We start from the raw sequence: 19,524 nt of genomic DNA on the forward strand, positions 1-19,524 counted from the left end.
TTTGAGAACTGCACAGTGGACGCGAGCATCTGTGGCCAAGTTTTTAAGGGCGCACGGTGGATGCCTTGGCACCAGGAACCGATGAAGGACGTGGGAGGCCGCGATAGGCCCCGGGGAGCTGTCAACCGAGCTTTGATCCGGGGGTGTCCGAATGGGGAAACCCGGCAGTCGTCATGGGCTGTCACCCGCTGCTGAACACATAGGCAGTGTGGAGGGAACGCGGGGAAGTGAAACATCTCAGTACCCGCAGGAAGAGAAAACAACCGTGATTCCGGGAGTAGTGGCGAGCGAAACTGGATCAGGCCAAACCGTATGCGTGTGATACCCGGCAGGGGTTGCGCATGCGGGGTTGTGGGATCTCTCTTTCACGGTCTGCCGGCTGTGAGACGAGTCAGAAACCGTTGGTGTAGGCGAAGGACATGCGAAAGGTCCGGCGTAGAGGGTAAGACCCCCGTAGCTGAAACATCAGCGGCTTGTTTGAGAGACACCCAAGTAGCACGGGGCCCGAGAAATCCCGTGTGAATCTGGCGGGACCACCCGTTAAGCCTAAATATTCCCTGGTGACCGATAGCGGATAGTACCGTGAGGGAATGGTGAAAAGTACCGCGGGAGCGGAGTGAAATAGTACCTGAAACCGTGTGCCTACAAGCCGTGGGAGCGTCGCGCATCGAGCTTGCTCGGTGCGTCGTGACTGCGTGCCTTTTGAAGAATGAGCCTGCGAGTTAGCGGTGTGTAGCGAGGTTAACCCGTGTGGGGAAGCCGTAGCGAAAGCGAGTCCGAACAGGGCGATTGAGTTGCACGCTCTAGACCCGAAGCGGAGTGATCTAGCCATGGGCAGGTTGAAGCGGAGGTAAGACTTCGTGGAGGACCGAACCCACCAGGGTTGAAAACCTGGGGGATGACCTGTGGTTAGGGGTGAAAGGCCAATCAAACTCCGTGATAGCTGGTTCTCCCCGAAATGCATTTAGGTGCAGCGTCGTGTGTTTCTTGCCGGAGGTAGAGCACTGGATAGGCGATGGGCCCTACCGGGTTACTGACCTTAGCCAAACTCCGAATGCCGGTAAGTGAGAGCGCGGCAGTGAGACTGTGGGGGATAAGCTCCATGGTCGAGAGGGAAACAGCCCAGAGCATCGACTAAGGCCCCTAAGCGTACGCTAAGTGGGAAAGGATGTGGAGTCGCAGAGACAACCAGGAGGTTGGCTTAGAAGCAGCCACCCTTGAAAGAGTGCGTAATAGCTCACTGGTCAAGTGATTCCGCGCCGACAATGTAGCGGGGCTCAAGCGTACCGCCGAAGTCGTGTCATTCCAGCATGTACCCCCAACGGGGGCTGGGATGGGTAGGGGAGCGTCGTGTGCCGGGTGAAGCAGCCGTGGAAGCGAGTTGTGGACGGTTCACGAGTGAGAATGCAGGCATGAGTAGCGATACACACGTGAGAAACGTGTGCGCCGATTGACTAAGGGTTCCTGGGTCAAGCTGATCTGCCCAGGGTAAGTCGGGACCTAAGGCGAGGCCGACAGGCGTAGTCGATGGACAACCGGTTGATATTCCGGTACCCGCTTTGAAACGCCCAGTACTGAGCCCATTAATGCTAAGTCCGTGAAGCCGGCCCGATCTCTTCGGAGTTGAGGGTAGTGGTGGAGCCGACGAACCAAGGTGGTAGTAGGTAAGCGATGGGGTGACGCAGGAAGGTAGTCCAGCCCAGGCGGTGGTTGTCCTGGGGTAAGGGTGTAGGACGCACGGTAGGCAAATCCGTCGTGCATATAAGTCTGAGACCTGATGCCGAGCCGATTGTGGTGAAGTGGATGATCCTATGCTGTCGAGAAAAGCCTCTAGCGAGTTTCATGGCGGCCCGTACCCTAAACCGACTCAGGTGGTCAGGTAGAGAATACCGAGGCGTTCGGGTGAACTATGGTTAAGGAACTCGGCAAAATGCCCCCGTAACTTCGGGAGAAGGGGGGCCATTCCTGGTGATAGCACGTGCTGCTTGAGCTGGGGGTGGCCGCAGAGACCAGCGAGAAGCGACTGTTTACTAAAAACACAGGTCCGTGCGAAGCCGTAAGGCGATGTATACGGACTGACGCCTGCCCGGTGCTGGAACGTTAAGGGGACCGGTTAGCTGCTCTTCGGGGTGGCGAAGCTGAGAACTTAAGCGCCAGTAAACGGCGGTGGTAACTATAACCATCCTAAGGTAGCGAAATTCCTTGTCGGGTAAGTTCCGACCTGCACGAATGGCGTAACGACTTCTCGACTGTCTCAACCATAGGCCCGGTGAAATTGCACTACGAGTAAAGATGCTCGTTTCGCGCAGCAGGACGGAAAGACCCCGGGACCTTTACTATAGTTTGATATTGGTGTTCGGTTCGGCTTGTGTAGGATAGGTGGGAGACTGTGAAGCGGCCACGCCAGTGGTTGTGGAGTCGTCGTTGAAATACCACTCTGGTCGTGCTGGATGTCTAACCTGGGTCCGTGATCCGGATCAGGGACAGTGTCTGATGGGTAGTTTAACTGGGGCGGTTGCCTCCTAAAGGGTAACGGAGGCGCCCAAAGGTTCCCTCAGCCTGGTTGGCAATCAGGTGTTGAGTGTAAGTGCACAAGGGAGCTTGACTGTGAGACCGACGGGTCGAGCAGGGACGAAAGTCGGGACTAGTGATCCGGCAGTGGCTTGTGGAAGCGCTGTCGCTCAACGGATAAAAGGTACCCCGGGGATAACAGGCTGATCTTCCCCAAGAGTCCATATCGACGGGATGGTTTGGCACCTCGATGTCGGCTCGTCGCATCCTGGGGCTGGAGTCGGTCCCAAGGGTTGGGCTGTTCGCCCATTAAAGCGGTACGCGAGCTGGGTTTAGAACGTCGTGAGACAGTTCGGTCCCTATCCGCTGTGCGCGTAGGAATATTGAGAAGGGCTGTCCCTAGTACGAGAGGACCGGGACGGACGAACCTCTGGTGTGCCAGTTGTTCTGCCAAGGGCATGGCTGGTTGGCTACGTTCGGAAAGGATAACCGCTGAAAGCATCTAAGCGGGAAGCCTGCTTCAAGATGAGTATTCCCACCAACTTGATTGGTTAAGGCTCCCAGTAGACGACTGGGTTGATAGGCCAGATGTGGAAGCCCGGTAACGGGTGGAGCTGACTGGTACTAATAGGCCGAGGGCTTGTCCTCAGTTGCTCGCGTCCACTGTGTTGGTTCTGAAATAACGAACAGCCGTGTCCATGTCCGGTTCTGTTCAGAATTTCATAGTGTTTCGGTGGTCATTGCGTTAGGGAAACGCCCGGTTACATTCCGAACCCGGAAGCTAAGCCTTTCAGCGCCGATGGTACTGCAGGGGGGACCCTGTGGGAGAGTAGGACGCCGCCGAACAATCATTGTGGGAAAGCCCCGTGCCGCTGGCACGGGGCTTTTCTGCGTTTCCGGGGCCTTTCAAGTAGCCGGCCGCTGCCGCATTCAGCTCCTCGTGCTGCGGGCAATGCGGTACAGCACGGTCGGGCGCAGAGGCCCTTCGGGTTCGGTGAGGTCGTCGAAGTCGTCGTCCGGGTTTCGTGTCATACCGATCCGACGCATCACCGCCTGGGAGCGATGGTTGGTGGCCGTGGTGACGGCCAGGATTTCGTGGAGTCCAAGGACATCGAAGCCGTGGGCCAGGACTCTCAGCGCGGCCTCGGTTGCGTACCCCTGCCCCCAGGCCGGCCGGGCCAGCCGCCAGCCGATCTCCACACCGGTGAACGGCATGTCGTCGTCCACCTCGTCCAGGCCCGCGAAGCCGATGAACTCGCCCGTGGCCCGAACCTCGACGGCCCACCACCCGTATCCCCGCCGGTCGAAATCGGCCCGGAACCCGGCCACGGAAGCATCGCTCTGCTCGCGGGTGAGCAGCTCGCCCAAGTGTTCCCGGACCTCGGGATCGGCGTTCATCGCCGCCCACGGTTCAAGATCGGAGTCTCGCCAGAGTCGGAGTGTGAGGCGATCGGTATGCAGTTCAGTCATGCTGCCCAGACAACGCGACCGCTTTCCCCGAGGCAATGCGTTTTGGAGCGCTCCGGTGTTTCAGAGACGCCCTGCGGCCTTGAGAGCCAGGTACGTGTCGGCCAGGGCGGGAGCGAGGTTGTCCGGCGTCGCGTCGACGACGACCACGCCGTGTCGCTTGAGCTGATCCGCCGTGCGGCGGCGCTGGGCCTGGGCCTCGACCCCGGCGGCAGCCTCGTACACCGCGTCCACTGTGCCTCGCGCGTCGGCCATGTCATCGATGCGCGGGTCGCTCACCGCCGCCAGAACCACCGTGTGCCGCTGGGTGAGCTGGGGCAGTACGGGGAGCAGCCCCTCCTCGACGGGCGCCGCGTCGAGCCCCGTCAGAAGGACGATCAGCGAGCGCCGGGGCGCGTGGGCGAGCACTGCGGCGACCAGTCCGCGCGCGTCGGTCTCCACGAGTTCGGGTTCGAGCGGCGTCAGGACGTCCATCACGGCCGGAAGCACATCACCGCCCGTCTGTCCCTGGGCCCTGGCCCTTACACGGCGGTCGTAGGCGAGCAGATCGACGCGATCCCCGGCTCGGGTGGCCAGCACCGTGAGAAGCAGGGTCGCGTCCATCGCCGCGTCGAGGCGGGGAACGTCGCCGACCCGGCCCGCGGACGTCCGACCGGTGTCGAGGACGACCAGGACGTGTCGGTCGCGCTCCGGACGCCAGGTCCGCACCGCCACCGCCGGCTGGCGTGCGGTCGCCCGCCAGTCGATCGAGCGGACATCGTCGCCGGGTACGTAGGCGCGCAGGCTGTCGAACTCCGTACCTTCGCCACGCGTGAGAACGCTGGTGCGGCCGTCGAGTTCGCGCAGCCGCGCAAGCCGCGAGGGGAGATGCTTGCGGCTGGTGAACGGTGGCAGAACCCGGACTGTCCAGGGCACCTGGTGGCTGCCCTGGCGCGCGGCCAGTCCCAGCGGACCGTACGAGCGGACGGTGATCCGCTCGGCTCGGCGGTCGCCTCGTCGCGTGGGCCGGAGGAAGGTGCTCAGGCGCCGTCGCTCACCGGGCGGCACGCTCAATGCGTGGCGGGACGCGGCCGCTTCGACACCCGGCTGCCAACTGCTCGGAGGCCAGGCGTCGCGGAGGTGGGCCCGCAGACGCCTACGGGACGGATTGACTACGGAGAGTTGCACTTCGGCCTGGTCGCCGAGTCGAACGGTTGTGTCACCAGATCGGGTGAACCGAAGCGTTCGCACTGGCGCGGCCAGGGCATAGTCGCACAGAATTGCCAGTGAGAGCGGGGCATTGACCGCGAGCATTCCCGTCCAGCTCGGGGCCAGGATGCCTACAGGGAGTGATCCCAGGGCGGCCAGCAAGGCGGTACGTCCGGTGAGGGCCACGGTTCAGCGCCTCACCTGGGTACGGGGACATGGGCGAGCACAGCGGAGATGACGGAGTCGGGGGTGACTCCTTCCATCGAGGCCTCGGGGCGCAGATGGATGCGGTGCCGGAGCGTCGGAAGGGCCAGGGCCTTCACATCGTCCGGGGTCACGTAGTCGCGGCCGGTGAGCCAGGCCCAGGCTCGGGCGGTCGACAACAGGGCGGTGGCTCCACGGGGGGAGACACCGAGGGAGACCGAGGGGGAATCTCGCGTGGCACGGCAGATATCGACCACATAGCCGGCGATCTTGGGGGAGACGGCCGTCGCGGCCACCGCGATGCGGGCGGCTTCGAGGTCGGCGGCGCCGGCGACCGGCCGGATGCCTGCGGCCTGGAGGTCGCGGGGGTCGAAACCGGCGGCATGGCGGGTCAGGACCTGGACCTCGTCGTCACGGGTCGGCAGCGGAACGGTCAGCTTCAGCAGGAACCGGTCCAGTTGGGCTTCGGGAAGGGGGTACGTGCCCTCGTACTCGACCGGGTTCTGCGTCGCGGCCACGAGGAACGGCTCGGGCAGCGGACGCGGGACGCCGTCGACGGTGACCTGGCGCTCCTCCATCGCCTCCAGGAGGGACGACTGTGTCTTCGGAGGGGTGCGGTTGATCTCGTCGGCGAGGAGGAGGTTGGTGAAGACCGGGCCCGGCTGGAAGGAGAACTCGGCGGTGCGGGCGTCGTAGACGAGCGATCCGGTGACATCGCCCGGCATCAGATCCGGGGTGAACTGGACGCGCTTGGTGTCCAGTTCGAGCGACGCGGCCAGGGCTCGCACCAGCAGGGTCTTGGCCACACCGGGGACGCCTTCGAGCAGGACATGCCCTCGGCAGAGCAGCGCCACGACGACGCCGGTGACGGCCGCGTCCTGGCCGACCACCGCCTTGGCGATCTCGGAGCGCAGAGCTTCCAGGGAAGCGCGGGCCGCGTCGGCGTCGGCGGTCCCGGCTGAGTCGGCGGTCCCGGTGGGCACGGGGGACGGGGCGCTCATGAGGTGCGGACCTCTCTTTCGAGGGAGTCGAGTTGGTCTGCCAGCAGGACGAGTGCCCTGTCGTCGGAGGGGGCCGGGCCGAAGAGCAGGCTCTGGCGGTTGTTGCTGGCCGGGCCCAGCCGGGTGGACAGGGCGGGAAGGAGGACGGCGGAGGAGTGGGCGTCGTGGGGGGAGACGCCGACGCGTGGGGCCAGCCGGGTGCGGGCGGCGTGGCGGAGTGAGGCGGCGGCCCGGTCGCGGGCGTTGGCCTTGCGGTTGAGGCGGGCCCGGCCCTCGGTGGACTCGGAGGCACGGATGGCCACCGGCAGACGCTCGGTGACGAGGGGGCCCAGCCGGCGGGCGCGCCAGATCGCCGCGAGCCCGGCGGCGACGGCGAGTTGCAGCGTGCCCCACAACCAGCCGGACGGGATCAGCTCCAGGAAGCTGCTGCCGCCGTCCGATGAGTCGTCGGGGGAGGTGTCCCCGTCGTCGGCCGCGCCGCCGACGGCGGACGGATCGGTGAGCGAGGGGAGGTACCAGACCAGATGGGGGCGGGAGCCGAGGAGTTGCAGGGCCAGGGACGCGTTCCCCTGGTGGGCGAGGCGCTCGTTGTACAGGAAATCGGGGGAGCCGAGCAGGACGGTCTCGCCTGCCGCCGGCTGCCGCAGCAGGAGGACGGAGGGAAAGCCGGTCGTGGGGTAGCAGGCGTCGGCGTCGAGGCCGTTCGCGTCGTAGCGGATGCCGCCGGTTTCGACGGAGCCGGCTCTGCGGGCCTCGGGCAGGGCGCACGCAGGGGGACGTGCGACGACGGGGACGGAGGGCTTGGCCTCCACGCCGGGGGCCAGAGTGCCGAGAGAGGGGGATTCGGGATGGAGGAGGACGGTGCGGCCGGTCGTTCCGGCGGTCGCCGCGCGCAGGGTGTCCTGCTGGTGGGCCGTGAGCAGATCGGGGGCGGTGACGAGGAGGGTGGTGTCGGGTCCGGTCGCGGAGGTGGCGTCCCGGAGCGTGGTCACGACCCGGACGGATATGCCCCGGTCCCGGAGAAGTTCGGCGACGGCCCGGCTGCCGTAGCGGTCCGCCGAGCGGGGGTCGAGGCGGCCGTGCTGGTCTCCCGAGCGGGCGGCCGCCAGGGCTATCGCGGCGACAACCAGCAGCAGGACGGCGAGCAGTACGCCACGGGCGCGCAGCCAGATCTGGCGCGCGGTGACGGAGGAGGAGGTCGAAGCTGCCGGAGCCGGGGGCTCGGTGGAGGGGGTGGGGTGCCCGGTGGCCGGGGCGGGGGGCTTGGTGGGGGAGGTGTCCGCGGTCATGAGCCGGCCCCCTCGGAGGCGCCGGTCAGTTGCGGCCGGGCGGATTCGACGGCGAGGTCGAGTTCGAGCAGGTTCCGGTACGCCGCCCGGTCGGCGAAGCGGCCCCCGTATGTGACGTCGTCGAAGACCCGGGCCGCCGCGCGCAGGCGTACGGCGTACGGGGGAAGGGCGCGGCCCGCCTCGGCTGCGGCTTCGTCGGCGGTCCGTCCGGGGCGGGGTTCCAGCAGGGTGCGTTCCTCCAGGGCGCGGACGATCGCGCGCATCCGCTCCTGGACGGCCTGGTTCCAGAGGCCGGCCGCCGCGTGGGCTTCGGCGGCGGCCCGGTGTTCGGCGGTGCTGCGGGGGCCGTGGGCGAAGAGCGCGTCGCCGCCCGGCCGGGAGCGGGGCTGCGGGGAGCCCAGCCGCCACCAGAGCGCGGCGGCCAGGGCGACGACGATCAGCAGCAGCACGGCCAGTCCGACCGGGCCGCCGGGCGCGGCGACGGCGGCCGCCGAGGCGATGTCGCTGGACCAGGTCCACAGATGGTCCAGCCCGCGCTGGAGCGGGTTCGGGTCGTTCTCGTGGTACACGCCCTTGGAGAGTTCGCGCTCGGCGGCCTCCCTGGCGGGGAGGCGCTCGGTGTCGACCGGGGCGCCGCCGCTCGCCCGTATCAGCAGTAGTGCCGTCGTACCGCCCGCCCCCGACACGGATTCAGCTCCTGTCGTCGAAGCCGGGCAGGCCCGCTGCCCTGGCCAGGTCGAGGTCGAGCGCCTCGCGGCGGATGCGCTGGTCCACGTAGAGCAGGGCCATGACGCCGGCCGAGAGCGGATACGTGACCGTGGTGACGAGCACGTCGCCGATGGCGGTGACGATCAGGAACGACCAGCCGAAATCGGTGGTCCCCTCGGTGAGGAAGGAGCCGAGGTCGCCGCCTTCCAGGGCCACCGCCACCGCGCCGAAGGGGACGCCGACCACCATCGCCACGAAGAACGTCAGCACCCAGGTCAGGGCGAGGATGCCGAAGGTCCGCCACCAGGCGTTGCGGACCAGCTTGGCGGAGCGCTTCATCGACGCGGTGATCGACTGCCGCTCCAGCATGAGCGCCGGGCCGGCGAGGCTGAAGCGGACCATCAGCCAGACGAAGACGACCACCGCCGCGAGCAGCCCGAGAAAAGCGAGGCCGACGCCCGCGGTGTCGCCGAGCAGGAAGCCGGGGAGGATGCCGACGGTCATGATCGCCGCGGCCAGCACGGCCATCAGCAGCGTCAGGCCCAGCAGGGGCAGCAGCCTGGGCCGGGCCTCGGCCCAGGCGTCGGCCAGGGTGACGGGGCGGCCCAGCACCGAGCGGCTGATCACGACGGTCAGGACCGCGGTGACGAAGATCGTGGCCAGCATCGTGATGAGCAGCTGCGGGGCGCCGTCGATGAGGGTGTAGCGGAACGACTCCGTGAGCTGGCGCATGGCCTCGGCGCCGGTGGCGTCGGCGTCGAACGACGGAGGCTCGGGCAGCAGATAGCGCTGGATGAGCAGGATGCCGGTCTGGGCGACCACGGAAACCGCGAGGGTGACACCGAGGACCGTGCGCCAGTGGGTGCGCATGGTGGTGACGGCGCCGTCCAGGATCTCGCCGATGCCGAGCGGACGGAGGGGGATGACACCGGGCTTGGCGGCGGGCGGCGGCGCGCCCCAGCCGGACCCGCGCGTCGGCCCCTGCGACGGGCCGCCCCAGCGGGGCCCCTGCGAGGGGGAGCCCCAGCCCTGGGAGGGGGGTGCGGTGGGGCCGGTTCCGGTGGGGCCGGGCGGGGACCACTGTCCGGCGGGCGGCTGGGTGGCGGCCCAGGTTCCCGAGGGGGCGCTGTCGTCGGCCGGTTCGGAGGGCCGGGGGACGCCCGGTTCCTGGTCCTGGCCGTCGGAGGGGGCGTGTCCGGGCGAGGCCCAGCCCGGATTGTCGTTCATTCTCGCTCCTTCACGGTCCTGACCGGGGTTCGGGGCGTCAGGTTGGCAGCCATCGTGCCATGCGCCGCAGACGTACGGCCCTGGCCTCGTGTCCCGCCGTTGCCTTCATCTCCCGGCGGGTCAGCGGGCAGACTGGGCGGATGGCTGATCAGGACGAGCAATCACCGGTGGGACGCGAGCCCGCCGCGCTATCCGTACTGCGCTGGGACGAACCTCCGGAAGGCCCCGTACTGGTGCTCCTCGACCAGCGGCGGCTGCCGGTCGAGGAGACGGAGCTGGTGTGCGCGGACGTGCCGGCCCTGGTGGAGGCGATCCGGACGCTCGCGGTGCGCGGGGCGCCGCTGCTGGGGATCGCCGGCGCCTACGGGGTGGCCCTGGCCGCGGCACGGGGCGAGGACGTGGCGGAGGCGGCGGGGCTGCTGGAGCAGGCGCGGCCCACCGCGGTGAACCTCGGGTACGGCGTGCGGCGGGCCGCCGCGGCGTACCGGGCGGTGCTCGACAAGGGCGCGGGCCGGGAGCGGGCGGGTGCGGCCGCGCTGGCGGAGGCCAGGGCGCTGCACCGGGAGGACGCCGAGGCCAGCGGGCGGATGGCGCGGTACGGGCTGGCCCTGCTGGACGAGCTGGTTCCGGGCGGGGGCCACCGGCTGCTGACCCACTGCAACACCGGGGCGCTGGTCTCGGGCGGTGAGGGCACCGCCTTCGCCGTGGCGCTCGGCGCGCACCGGGAGGGCCGGCTGGAGCGGCTGTGGGTCGACGAGACCCGCCCGCTGCTCCAGGGGGCCCGGCTGACCGCGTACGAGGCGTCCCGCAACGGCATGCCGTACAGCCTGCTGACCGACAACGCGGCGGGTTCGCTGTTCGCGGCCGGGGAGGTGGACGCCGTGCTGATCGGGGCGGACCGCATCGCCGCGGACGGCTCGGTGGCCAACAAGGTGGGGAGTTATCCGCTGGCGGTGCTCGCCAAGTACCACCACGTACCGTTCATCGTCGTGGCGCCGACGACGACCGTGGACCTGCTCACCGCGGACGGGGCGTCGATCACGGTGGAGCAGCGTTCCGGGCGGGAGGTGACCGAGCTCACAGCGGTGTCGCGCGGGCTCGGGGCCGAGGAGGCTCGCGGGGTGCCGCTGGCCCCTGTGGGGACCCGCTCGTACAACCCCGCCTTCGATATCACGCCGCCGGAGCTGGTCACGGCGATCGTCACGGAAGAAGGCGTAATCTCGCCGGTCACGGGGGCCGGGCTGGCAGAGCTGTGTGCCAGATCATCGCAGGTAACGATTAGCTAATGGGATGATGTCGTTTATGAAGGGACGCGTCCTTGTCGTCGACGACGACACCGCACTGGCCGAGATGCTCGGGATTGTGCTGCGTGGTGAGGGTTTCGAGCCGTCGTTCGTAGCGGACGGCGACAAGGCACTTGCCGCATTTCGAGAGGCGAAGCCGGACCTGGTCCTGCTCGACCTCATGCTGCCCGGACGGGACGGCATCGAGGTCTGCAGGCTGATCAGGGCCGAGTCGGGTGTGCCGATCGTCATGCTCACTGCCAAGAGCGACACGGTTGACGTCGTCGTGGGCCTGGAGTCCGGGGCCGACGACTACATCGTCAAGCCGTTCAAACCGAAGGAGTTGGTGGCCCGGATCAGGGCACGCCTGCGCAGGTCCGAAGAGCCGGCCCCGGAACAGCTGACCATCGGGGACCTGGTCATAGACGTCGCCGGGCACTCGGTGAAGCGGGACGGGCAGTCCATCGCCCTGACCCCGCTGGAGTTCGACCTGCTGGTCGCGCTCGCCCGCAAGCCGTGGCAGGTCTTCACCCGTGAGGTCCTCCTGGAGCAGGTGTGGGGCTACCGGCACGCGGCGGACACCCGTCTGGTCAATGTGCATGTGCAGCGGCTCCGCTCCAAGGTCGAGAAGGACCCGGAGCGTCCGGAGATCGTGGTGACCGTCCGTGGCGTCGGTTACAAGGCCGGACCGAGCTGACATGCCGCCGGGAAGCACTGCTCCGCAGCCCGGAAAGCCGGGGGCCCGTGCGGAGCGGGCTCCCGGTGCAGGGCACACGTCGTCCACCGTCGAGCGCGTTCTGCGGGGCGGCCGGTTGCTCCAGGACCGGGCGCCCGGCGGGCCGCTGCCGCGGCTCCTGATGCGCTGGGTGCGGCGTCCGCTGCTGCCCGCCGTACGGCTGTGGCGGCGCAATCTCCAGCTGCGCGTCGTCGCCGGCACGCTGCTGATGTCGCTCGGAGTGGTGCTGCTGCTCGGCCTCGTCGTGATCGGGCAGGTGCGCAACGGCCTGCTGGAGGCGAAGGGCAAGGCCGCCCAGACCCAGGCCGCCGGCGGGTTCGCGGCCGCCCAGGAGAAGGCGAACGCGCCTCTCACCCCGGCCCCCGGCCAGAGCGGCGACGACGCCGACGGTACGACCGCCAACAACTCCTGGCGCACCGAACTCGTCGACCAGCTCGCCAGCGGCGGCAAGAACGCCTTCAACGTGGTGGCGCTCAGCGCCGACGAGGGCACCCGTGCGCCACGCGGCTCCGGCAGCGTCGAGGCCGCCAGCATCCCGCAGAGCCTGCGCGACGCGGTGAACAAGGGCCCCGGAGCCTTCCAGACCTATGTGCTGATCCAGTACGCGAACGGGCAGGAGTCCCAGCCCGGACTCGTCGTCGGCAAGCGCCTCTACGACATCGACCGCAACCCGTACCAGCTGTACTACGTCTTCCCGCTGACGCAGGAGGAGAAGTCCCTGACCCTGGTCAGGGGCACGCTGGCGACCGCGGGACTGTTCGTGGTCGTGCTGCTGGGCGCCATCGCCTGGTTCGTGGTGCGTCAGGTCGTCACCCCCGTACGCATGGCGGCGGGCATCGCCGAGCGGCTCTCCGCCGGGCGGCTGCAGGAACGCATGAAAGTCACCGGCGAGGACGACATCGCCCGGCTCGGTGAAGCCTTCAACAAGATGGCGCAGAACCTCCAGCACAAGATCCAGCAGCTGGAGGAGCTGTCCCGGATGCAGCGGCGGTTCGTCTCGGACGTCTCGCACGAGCTGCGCACCCCGCTGACGACGGTACGGATGGCCGCCGACGTCATCCACGAGGCACGCGTCGACTTCGACCCCGTCACCGCCCGGTCCGCGGAACTGCTGGGCGACCAGCTCGACCGCTTCGAGTCGCTGCTCTCCGACCTGCTGGAGATCAGCCGCTTCGACGCGGGCGCCGCCGCCCTGGAGGCGGAGCCGATAGACCTGCGGCAGGTGGTACGTCGGGTGATCGGCGGCGCCGAGCCGCTCGCCGAACGCAAGGGCACCACGATCCGCGTGATCGGCGACGAACAGCCGGTGATAGCCGAGGCCGACGCCCGGCGCGTCGAGCGCGTCCTGCGCAACCTCGTCGTCAACGCGGTGGAGCACGGCGAGGGCCGCGATGTCGTGGTGCGCCTGGGCGCGGCCGGCGGAGCGGTCGCCGTCGCGGTCCGGGACTACGGCGTCGGGCTGAAGCCCGGCGAGGCGACCCGGGTCTTCAACCGCTTCTGGCGCGCCGACCCGGCCCGCGCCAGGACCACCGGTGGCACCGGCCTCGGCCTGTCCATCGCGGTGGAGGACGCACGGCTGCACGGCGGCTGGCTCCAGGCCTGGGGCGAGCCCGGCGGCGGTTCGCAGTTCCGGCTGACGCTGCCGCGCACGGCGGACGAGCCGCTGCGGGGCTCGCCGATACCGCTGGAGCCCGAGGACTCCCGCCGCAACCGGGAGAACAGCGAGCGGGCGGCGGACACCCCCGCCACCGCCCACGACACCGGCGGCGGACACCATGTGCTGGCCGTGCCCGCCCAGCACACCGGTACGGGCCGCGCGCCCCTGACCGTGCCGGGCAGGGCCCCGGCGTCGGCCAGGACCGCACCCGCGTCGGTGCACCCCGCGGCCCTGCCGGGCAACGGGGCGCGGGTGGTGCCGCGCCCCGCCGAGGAGCGGCAGGCCGGCCACAACGACTCCCCGGGGCACGCGCCGGGGCGGGAGGACACGACTCGTGAGCGCTGAGCGTCGTGAGGGCGGCCGCGGGCGTGCGGTGGGGGTGGCCGTGCTGACCGTGTGCGGCGCGCTCGTGCTGTCCGCGTGCGGCTCGATGCCGGTCTCCGGCGACATCAAGGCGGTGGACGCCTCGCAGCCCGGGGACTCCCAGGTGCAGGTGTACGCCGTGGCCCCGCGCGACGGGGCCACGCCCAACGAGGTGGTCGACGGCTTCCTGGAGTCGATGACCAGCGACGACTCCGACTTCCGGACGACGCGCAAGTACCTCACCAAGGAGGCGTCGCGCCGCTGGAAGCCCAGTGCGCAGACCACCGTGCTGGCCAAGGCGCCGAACCGCAGCGAACGCCCGGTCCGCGACAGCGACCGCAGCACCACCGAGGTCACCTACACGCTGACCGGTGAGATGGTGGCGACGGTCGACGAGCAGAACGCGTACCAGCCGCTGGTGCCCACGGACTTCTCCCGCACGCTGCATCTGGTGCGGGAGAAGACGGCGGACGGCAAGGAGTGGCGCATCGACAACGTGTCGGACGGGCTGGTGCTCGGACAGTCCGACTTCAAGCGCCTGTACCGCTCGGTCAACAAGTTCTACTTCGCCGCCGGACGGTCCGACGCGCAGGCCACGCTCGTCGCCGACCCCGTCTACCTCCGCAACCGGACCGACCCCGCCACCGGTATGGACACGGTGACGCAGGCCGTCCGCAGCCTGCTGCGCGGGCCCACCGACTGGCTGCGCCCCGCGGTGACCTCGCGGTTCCCCAAGGGGACCGGTCTGCGCAAGGGCGTCGTCTCCCTGACGCCCGACGACCGCAACGTCCTCAAGGTGCCGCTCAACAAGAAGGCGGACGGCGCCGGGCAGCGTTCCTGCCGGATGATGGCCTCGCAGGTGCTGTTCACCCTCCGGGACCTGACCTCCGCGCGGGTCGAGCAGGTGGAGTTGCAGCGCTCGGACGGCTCCCAGCTGTGCCTGCTCGACGCGGACCAGGCCGGCGAGTACACCCCGGACGGCTCCTCCGGCGGGCCCGACAGCCAGTACTTCGTCGACGCCAAGGGCCGGGTCGAGCGCATTCCCGGCAGCACCAGGGGCAGCGGCGAGCCGGAGCCGGTCACCGGCCCGTTCGGCAGCGGTGCTCTCAAGGTGAGCGCGGTCGGCGTGGCACGGGACGAGCAGTCCGCGGCGGCGCTCTCGCAGCACAACGAGTCGCTCTACGTGGCGTCGATCGCGGCGGACGGCGCGCTGCCCCTGCCCGCCGTGACGAGCAAGGCGGCCGACCCCGAGAACCGGCTCTCGGCGCCCAGCTGGGACGGCCTGGGCGATCTCTGGGTGGCCGACCGCGACCCGAAGAACTCCCGGCTGCTGCGGCTGCCCCACGGCACGGACAAGCCGCAGGAGGTCACCGTGCCGAGCCTGAACGGCAGCCGCATCGAGGGGCTGAGGCTGTCCGCGGACGGGGTGCGCATAGCGCTGCTGCTGACCCGGGACGACCACACGACGCTGCGGATCGGCCGCATCGAGCGTGATCCGCAGGACGAGACCAAGGTGTCCGTGGTCGACCTGCGCCAGGCGGCCCCGCAGCTCGCGGACGTGACCGCGATGTCCTGGTCCGGCCGCAGCCGCCTGGTCGTCGTCGGCAAGGAACAGGGCGGTGTGCAGCAGGTCCGCTATGTGCAGGCGGACGGCTCGACGCCCTCCTCGGGCGTGCTGCCCGGAGTGAACCAGGTGCTCGCCATCGCCGCCGCCGACGACGAGCAGTTGCCGCTGATGGCCGACACCTACGGCGACGGGATAGTGAAGCTCCTGCCCGGGGACAACTGGCAGACGGTCCTCAAGGAGGGCTCCGCGCTGGTCTACCCGGGCTGACATCGGGCGGCCCGCACCGGGCCGTCCGATGCCCGGCGGCGGTTTTCCACAGGGGTGGCCCGCCGGCCCCGTACGCGGCACAGTTGAAGTGTGCGCGGGTGGTGGCGGGAGTTCAGCGGACTCGTTCTGCCGGTGTCCTGCGGCGGCTGCGGCAGGGCACGGACGGAGCTGTGCGAGGCGTGCGCCGCGCAGCTGTACGGCGGCGCCCCGCGCCGGGTGCGGCCCGAGGCCGAGCCGCCCGGCCTGCCCGCGGTGCACGCCGCCACCGGCTACGAGGGCGCGGCTCGCGCGGTGCTGCTGGCGCACAAGGAGCGCGGAACGCTCGCCCTGGCCCGTCCCCTCGGCAGGGCGCTGGCCGGCGCGGTGCTGGCCGGGGCGGGAGCGCACCGGGACGGACGGCCGCTGGTGCTCGTACCCGTACCGTCGGCGCGCCGGGCCGTGGCGGCGCGCGGGCACGACCCGGCGCGGCGGATCGCGCTGGCGGCGGCTGCCTGTCTGCGGCGGACCGGGGTCCCGGCGACGGTCGCCGCGGTGCTGCGCCAGCGGCGGCCGGTGGCCGACCAGACGGAACTGACCGCAGCAGCGCGCCGGGCCAACCTGGCCGGGGCGCTGGGCGTCGTCGCCGGGGGCGGGCGGCTGCTCGGCGCCGGACCGGTGGTGCTGGTGGACGACCTGCTGACGACGGGCGCCACGCTGGCCGAGGCGGCGCGCGCGCTCGACGCGGCCGGCCGGGGCACGGAATGCGGCGCGCCGGTGCGCCGCGCGGCCGTGGTCGCGGCTTCCCCGCTCGCCTTCGCCGCAGCATGTCCAGCCGGGCCGCGAAATAAACCGGAACTGAAACCGAAGTTGCATCGTTGCAGGTAGTGAGTGGGTGAAAAGCCCGGAACGGAGGTACGCGTGAGTAGCGGGTGCCGATATCCGTCCGAGCAGGCTATGTTCGGTTGTGAGGAATGGTGAATGCCGGACCTCGATGAATGCACCACCATGTTTCGGGCAGGCGACCCACCAGCTCGGAAGAGGAAAATTCGGTGGGGTGGAAACCCCGCCGGCGGGGGAGGAGGAGGTGGAAGTCACCGAGTCCGCGGCTCCGGCCAAGTCCGGGGCCTGGTGCAAAAGGGAGATGCTCCGCCGCCGAGCGGAGCGATCCGGGAACGGAGTTCTGCGTGGACATCGTCGTCAAGGGCCGCAAGACCGAGGTGCCCGAGCGGTTCCGCAAGCACGTGGCCGAGAAGCTGAAGCTGGACAAGATCCAGAAGTTCGACGGCAAGGTGATCAGCCTCGACGTGGAGGTGTCCAAGGAGCCGAACCCTCGTCAGGCCGACCGCTCCGACCGGGTGGAGATCACCCTCCGCTCGCGTGGACCGGTCATCAGGGCAGAGGCGGCCGCAGGCGACCCGTACGCAGCGCTTGACCTGGCCACCGGCAAGCTGGAGGCCCGGCTGCGCAAGCAGCACGACAAGCGCTACAGCCGCCGGGGCACGGGGCGCATCCCCGCCGCCGAGGTCGGCGAGATGGTGCCGGACGCGGCATCCTTCAACGGTGACGGCGAGCTGATCGCCGACGAGACGGCACAGTCCGTACCCACCACCAGGGTCGGTTCGCTCGAGGTGCAGGGCGAGGGACCGCTGGTGATGCGCGAGAAGACGCATGTGGCGGCGCCCATGTCACTCGACCAGGCGCTCTACGAGATGGAGCTGGTCGGACACGACTTCTATCTGTTCGTGGACAACGAGACCAAGGAACCCAGTGTCGTCTACCGGCGGCACGCCTACGACTACGGTGTCATTCATCTGAGGACCGACCCGCTGGCCGCCGACGAGGCGGGCGGCGCGGGCGGAGCGCTCGGCGGCTGACGCCCACCACCCGGTGGTGCCCCTGGAGCGTCCGTGCGCCCCCAGGGGCACCCGTGTGTCACCAAGGGATCACCCGCGCTGACCCTCCGGCATGAAATCATGGCGGACCAAGCCAACCGGTGTTCTGTGGACTGCCGTTGGCGACAGTTCGTGAACTTCAGGCCGTGGCCTTCAGGGGGAGGAACGATGGCGGACACCTTCGGGCCCGTGCGCGATGCGAGTGACGGCGAGGGCGCCGCGCGCGGGCTCGGCGCGGACCGCGACGGCGGCTACCGCAAGGAGCCGATCAGGGTCCTGGTGGTGGACGACCACGCCCTCTTCCGCAGGGGCCTGGAGATCGTCCTCGCCCACGAGGAGGACATCGAGGTCGTTGGTGAGGCCGGGGACGGCGCCGAGGCGGTCGACAAGGCGGCCGACCTGCTGCCGGACATCGTCCTGATGGATGTGCGGATGCCCCGGCGCGGGGGCATCGAGGCGTGCACGTCCATCAAGGAGGTCGCCCCCAGCGCGAAGATCATCATGCTGACGATCAGCGACGAGGAGGCCGACCTCTACGACGCGATCAAGGCCGGCGCCACGGGCTATCTCCTCAAGGAGATCTCCACCGACGAGGTGTCCACCGCGATTCGCGCGGTCGCGGACGGGCAGTCCCAGATCAGCCCTTCCATGGCGTCCAAACTCCTCACCGAGTTCAAGTCGATGATCCAGCGGACCGACGAACGCCGGCTGGTGCCGGCCCCCCGTCTCACCGAACGTGAACTGGAAGTCCTCAAACTCGTTGCCACCGGCATGAACAATCGCGATATCGCGAAGCAGCTGTTCATTTCCGAGAACACCGTGAAGAACCACGTCCGCAACATTCTGGAGAAGCTCCAGCTGCACTCCCGCATGGAAGCGGTCGTCTATGCCATGCGGGAGAAGATCCTTGAGATCCGTTGACCGGCTCCGCTGACCGGCGCGGGGAGCGCCGGAACGAACGCGCTCAGGCCAGCAGGCGGCCGATTTCCGTCGTGAGCGGCCCGCGCAGTTCCGGCGCCTCCACCCGTTCGAGCCGGACGTCCGTGCAGCCGACCCAGGAAGCCGCCTCCACCAGGGCTCGGGCCATCGGCTCCACGGCCTTGGCACCCGCCAGGGACACCTGCCGGGCGATCAGCGTCGTCCCCTCGCGGGCCGGGTCCACCCGGCCCTGGAGCCTTCCGCCGGCCAGCAGCGGCATCGCGAAGTAGCCGTGAATCCGCTTCTGCTTGGGCACATACGCCTCCAGCCGGTGGGTGAAGCCGAAGATCCGCTCGGTGCGCGCCCGTTCCCAGACCAGTGAGTCGAACGGCGAGAGCAGCGTCGTACGGTGGCGTCCGCGCGGTTCGGAGGCCAGCGCCGCCGGGTCCGCCCAGGCCGGCTTCGCCCAGCCCCGCACCGTCACCGGCACCAGCCCGGAGTCGGCCACGACGGCGTCGAACTGCTCGCCCCTGAGCCGGTGGTAGTCCGCGATGTCCGAACGGGTGCCCACGCCCAGCGACTGGCCGGCGAGCCGGACCAGGCGGCGCAGGCACTCCGCGTCGTCCAGGTCGTCGTGGAACACGGCCGCGGGCAGGGCGCGCTCCGCGAGGTCGTAGACCCGCTTCCAGCCGCGCCGCTCGGTGCACACGACCTCGCCGTACATCAGGGCCCGTTCCACGGCGACCTTGGAGGCCGACCAGTCCCACCACTCCCCGCCGTTCTTCGCGCCGCCCAGCTCCGTCGCCGTCAGCGGGCCCTCGGCGGTCAGCTGCTTGAGAACCGTCTCGTACGCGCCGCCCGGCAGGTCGTGCGACCACTGCGGCCTGCTCCGGTAGGCGCGGCGGCGGAACGCGAAGTGCGGCCACTCCTCGACGGGCAGGATGCACGCCGCGTGCGACCAGTACTCGAAGGCGCGGCCGCCCGACCAGTACGCCTCCTCGACCGTGCGCCGGCCGATCGCGCCCAGGCGCGCGTACGGAATCAGCTCGTGCGAACGGGCCAGCACCGAGATCGTGTCCAGCTGTACGGCGCCGAGGTGCCGCAGCACGCCCGGCGCTCCCGCCCGGCGGTCCGGTGCGCCGAGGAAGCCCTGGGCGCGCAGCGCGATCCTGCGGGCCTGGTCGGCGGAGAGTTCGACTGCGGGTGGCTGCACGGACGTCATGCTCCGCACTCTAGGCGGCGGCACTGACAGCGGAGGCCGGTCGCC

General features: G+C 69.5%; 14 protein-coding genes and 2 rRNA genes. 9 read left to right on the plus strand and 7 right to left on the minus strand.

Annotated features, from left to right (window positions below):
• Positions 1 to 33: 33 nt before the first annotated feature.
• Positions 34 to 3,159 (plus strand): 23S ribosomal RNA (locus DNK56_RS05370).
• Positions 3,160 to 3,240: 81 nt separating this feature from the next.
• Positions 3,241 to 3,357: ribosomal RNA gene (gene rrf, locus DNK56_RS05375) — 5S ribosomal RNA — on the plus strand.
• Between the two features lie 84 nt (positions 3,358 to 3,441).
• Here the strand turns inward: rrf and DNK56_RS05380 are convergent.
• The 6 genes from DNK56_RS05380 to DNK56_RS05405 are packed head-to-tail and all read right to left on the minus strand — an operon-like array spanning position 3,442 to position 9,595.
• On the minus strand, positions 3,442 to 3,981 hold the full coding sequence (locus DNK56_RS05380) for a GNAT family N-acetyltransferase (RefSeq protein ID WP_111330951.1): 540 nt from the start codon (positions 3,979 to 3,981) through the stop codon (positions 3,442 to 3,444).
• 60 nt (positions 3,982 to 4,041) lie between these two features.
• Positions 4,042 to 5,352, minus strand: coding sequence for a DUF58 domain-containing protein (locus DNK56_RS05385; RefSeq protein WP_111330952.1), 1,311 nt, complete (start codon positions 5,350 to 5,352; stop codon positions 4,042 to 4,044).
• A gap of 11 nt (positions 5,353 to 5,363) precedes the next feature.
• Complete coding sequence (locus DNK56_RS05390) at positions 5,364 to 6,371, minus strand: AAA family ATPase (RefSeq protein WP_241989766.1); 1,008 nt, start codon at positions 6,369 to 6,371, stop codon at positions 5,364 to 5,366.
• A complete protein-coding gene (locus DNK56_RS05395) occupies positions 6,368 to 7,660 on the minus strand; it encodes a DUF4350 domain-containing protein (RefSeq protein WP_111330954.1) in 1,293 nt (430 codons plus the stop codon). The genes DNK56_RS05390 and DNK56_RS05395 overlap by 4 nt, the downstream gene beginning before the upstream one ends.
• Positions 7,657 to 8,346, minus strand: coding sequence for a DUF4129 domain-containing protein (locus DNK56_RS05400; protein WP_111330955.1), 690 nt, complete (start codon positions 8,344 to 8,346; stop codon positions 7,657 to 7,659). Before DNK56_RS05400 ends, DNK56_RS05395 begins: the two co-directional genes overlap by 4 nt.
• Before the next feature lie 4 nt (positions 8,347 to 8,350).
• Entirely contained in the window at positions 8,351 to 9,595 is a 1,245-nt protein-coding gene (locus tag DNK56_RS05405; protein ID WP_111330956.1) for a DUF7544 domain-containing protein, read from the minus strand.
• Positions 9,596 to 9,735: 140 nt separating this feature from the next.
• Between DNK56_RS05405 and mtnA the strand changes: the two genes are divergently transcribed.
• From mtnA to DNK56_RS05440, 7 genes are all read left to right on the plus strand, one after another.
• Complete coding sequence (mtnA, locus tag DNK56_RS05410) at positions 9,736 to 10,881, plus strand: S-methyl-5-thioribose-1-phosphate isomerase (RefSeq protein ID WP_111330957.1); 1,146 nt, start codon at positions 9,736 to 9,738, stop codon at positions 10,879 to 10,881.
• A gap of 4 nt (positions 10,882 to 10,885) precedes the next feature.
• On the plus strand, positions 10,886 to 11,575 hold the full coding sequence (mtrA, locus tag DNK56_RS05415) for a two-component system response regulator MtrA (RefSeq protein ID WP_005316841.1): 690 nt from the start codon (positions 10,886 to 10,888) through the stop codon (positions 11,573 to 11,575).
• Position 11,576: 1 nt separating this feature from the next.
• Positions 11,577 to 13,616 (plus strand): MtrAB system histidine kinase MtrB, encoded by a 2,040-nt coding sequence (mtrB, locus tag DNK56_RS05420; protein WP_199563872.1) that lies wholly within the window; start codon positions 11,577 to 11,579, stop codon positions 13,614 to 13,616.
• 85 nt (positions 13,617 to 13,701) lie between these two features.
• Positions 13,702 to 15,468, plus strand: coding sequence for an LpqB family beta-propeller domain-containing protein (locus DNK56_RS05425; RefSeq protein WP_241989942.1), 1,767 nt, complete (start codon positions 13,702 to 13,704; stop codon positions 15,466 to 15,468).
• A 90-nt stretch (positions 15,469 to 15,558) separates the two neighbouring features.
• Positions 15,559 to 16,332, plus strand: a complete 774-nt coding sequence (locus tag DNK56_RS05430; protein ID WP_241989767.1) for a ComF family protein — start codon at positions 15,559 to 15,561, stop codon at positions 16,330 to 16,332.
• 299 nt (positions 16,333 to 16,631) lie between these two features.
• On the plus strand, positions 16,632 to 17,321 hold the full coding sequence (gene hpf, locus DNK56_RS05435) for a ribosome hibernation-promoting factor, HPF/YfiA family (protein ID WP_111330959.1): 690 nt from the start codon (positions 16,632 to 16,634) through the stop codon (positions 17,319 to 17,321).
• Positions 17,322 to 17,507: 186 nt separating this feature from the next.
• Positions 17,508 to 18,260, plus strand: coding sequence for a response regulator (locus tag DNK56_RS05440; RefSeq protein ID WP_111330960.1), 753 nt, complete (start codon positions 17,508 to 17,510; stop codon positions 18,258 to 18,260).
• A 43-nt stretch (positions 18,261 to 18,303) separates the two neighbouring features.
• Here the strand turns inward: DNK56_RS05440 and DNK56_RS05445 are convergent, their stop codons facing one another.
• A complete protein-coding gene (locus tag DNK56_RS05445) occupies positions 18,304 to 19,479 on the minus strand; it encodes a winged helix-turn-helix domain-containing protein (protein ID WP_111330961.1) in 1,176 nt (391 codons plus the stop codon).
• Positions 19,480 to 19,524 lie beyond the last annotated feature (45 nt).

The organism is Streptomyces sp. AC1-42W (genome assembly GCF_003248355.1).
GTDB lineage: Bacteria > Actinomycetota > Actinomycetes > Streptomycetales > Streptomycetaceae > Streptomyces.

What these genes read in the sequence shown, in the direction of transcription:
- DNK56_RS05380 (WP_111330951.1), bottom strand. Translation starts at nt 3,981, where the DNA reads ATGACTGAACTGCATACCGATCGCCTCACACTCCGACTCTGGCGAGAC.
- DNK56_RS05390 (WP_241989766.1), bottom strand. Translation starts at nt 6,371, where the DNA reads ATGAGCGCCCCGTCCCCCGTGCCCACCGGGACCGCCGACTCAGCCGGG.
- DNK56_RS05395 (WP_111330954.1), bottom strand. Translation starts at nt 7,660, where the DNA reads ATGACCGCGGACACCTCCCCCACCAAGCCCCCCGCCCCGGCCACCGGG.
- DNK56_RS05405 (WP_111330956.1), bottom strand. Translation starts at nt 9,595, where the DNA reads ATGAACGACAATCCGGGCTGGGCCTCGCCCGGACACGCCCCCTCCGAC.
- mtnA (WP_111330957.1), top strand. Translation starts at nt 9,736, where the DNA reads ATGGCTGATCAGGACGAGCAATCACCGGTGGGACGCGAGCCCGCCGCG.
- mtrA (WP_005316841.1), top strand. Translation starts at nt 10,886, where the DNA reads ATGATGTCGTTTATGAAGGGACGCGTCCTTGTCGTCGACGACGACACC.
- mtrB (WP_199563872.1), top strand. Translation starts at nt 11,577, where the DNA reads ATGCCGCCGGGAAGCACTGCTCCGCAGCCCGGAAAGCCGGGGGCCCGT.
- DNK56_RS05425 (WP_241989942.1), top strand. Translation starts at nt 13,702, where the DNA reads ATGCCGGTCTCCGGCGACATCAAGGCGGTGGACGCCTCGCAGCCCGGG.
- DNK56_RS05440 (WP_111330960.1), top strand. Translation starts at nt 17,508, where the DNA reads ATGGCGGACACCTTCGGGCCCGTGCGCGATGCGAGTGACGGCGAGGGC.
- DNK56_RS05445 (WP_111330961.1), bottom strand. Translation starts at nt 19,479, where the DNA reads ATGACGTCCGTGCAGCCACCCGCAGTCGAACTCTCCGCCGACCAGGCC.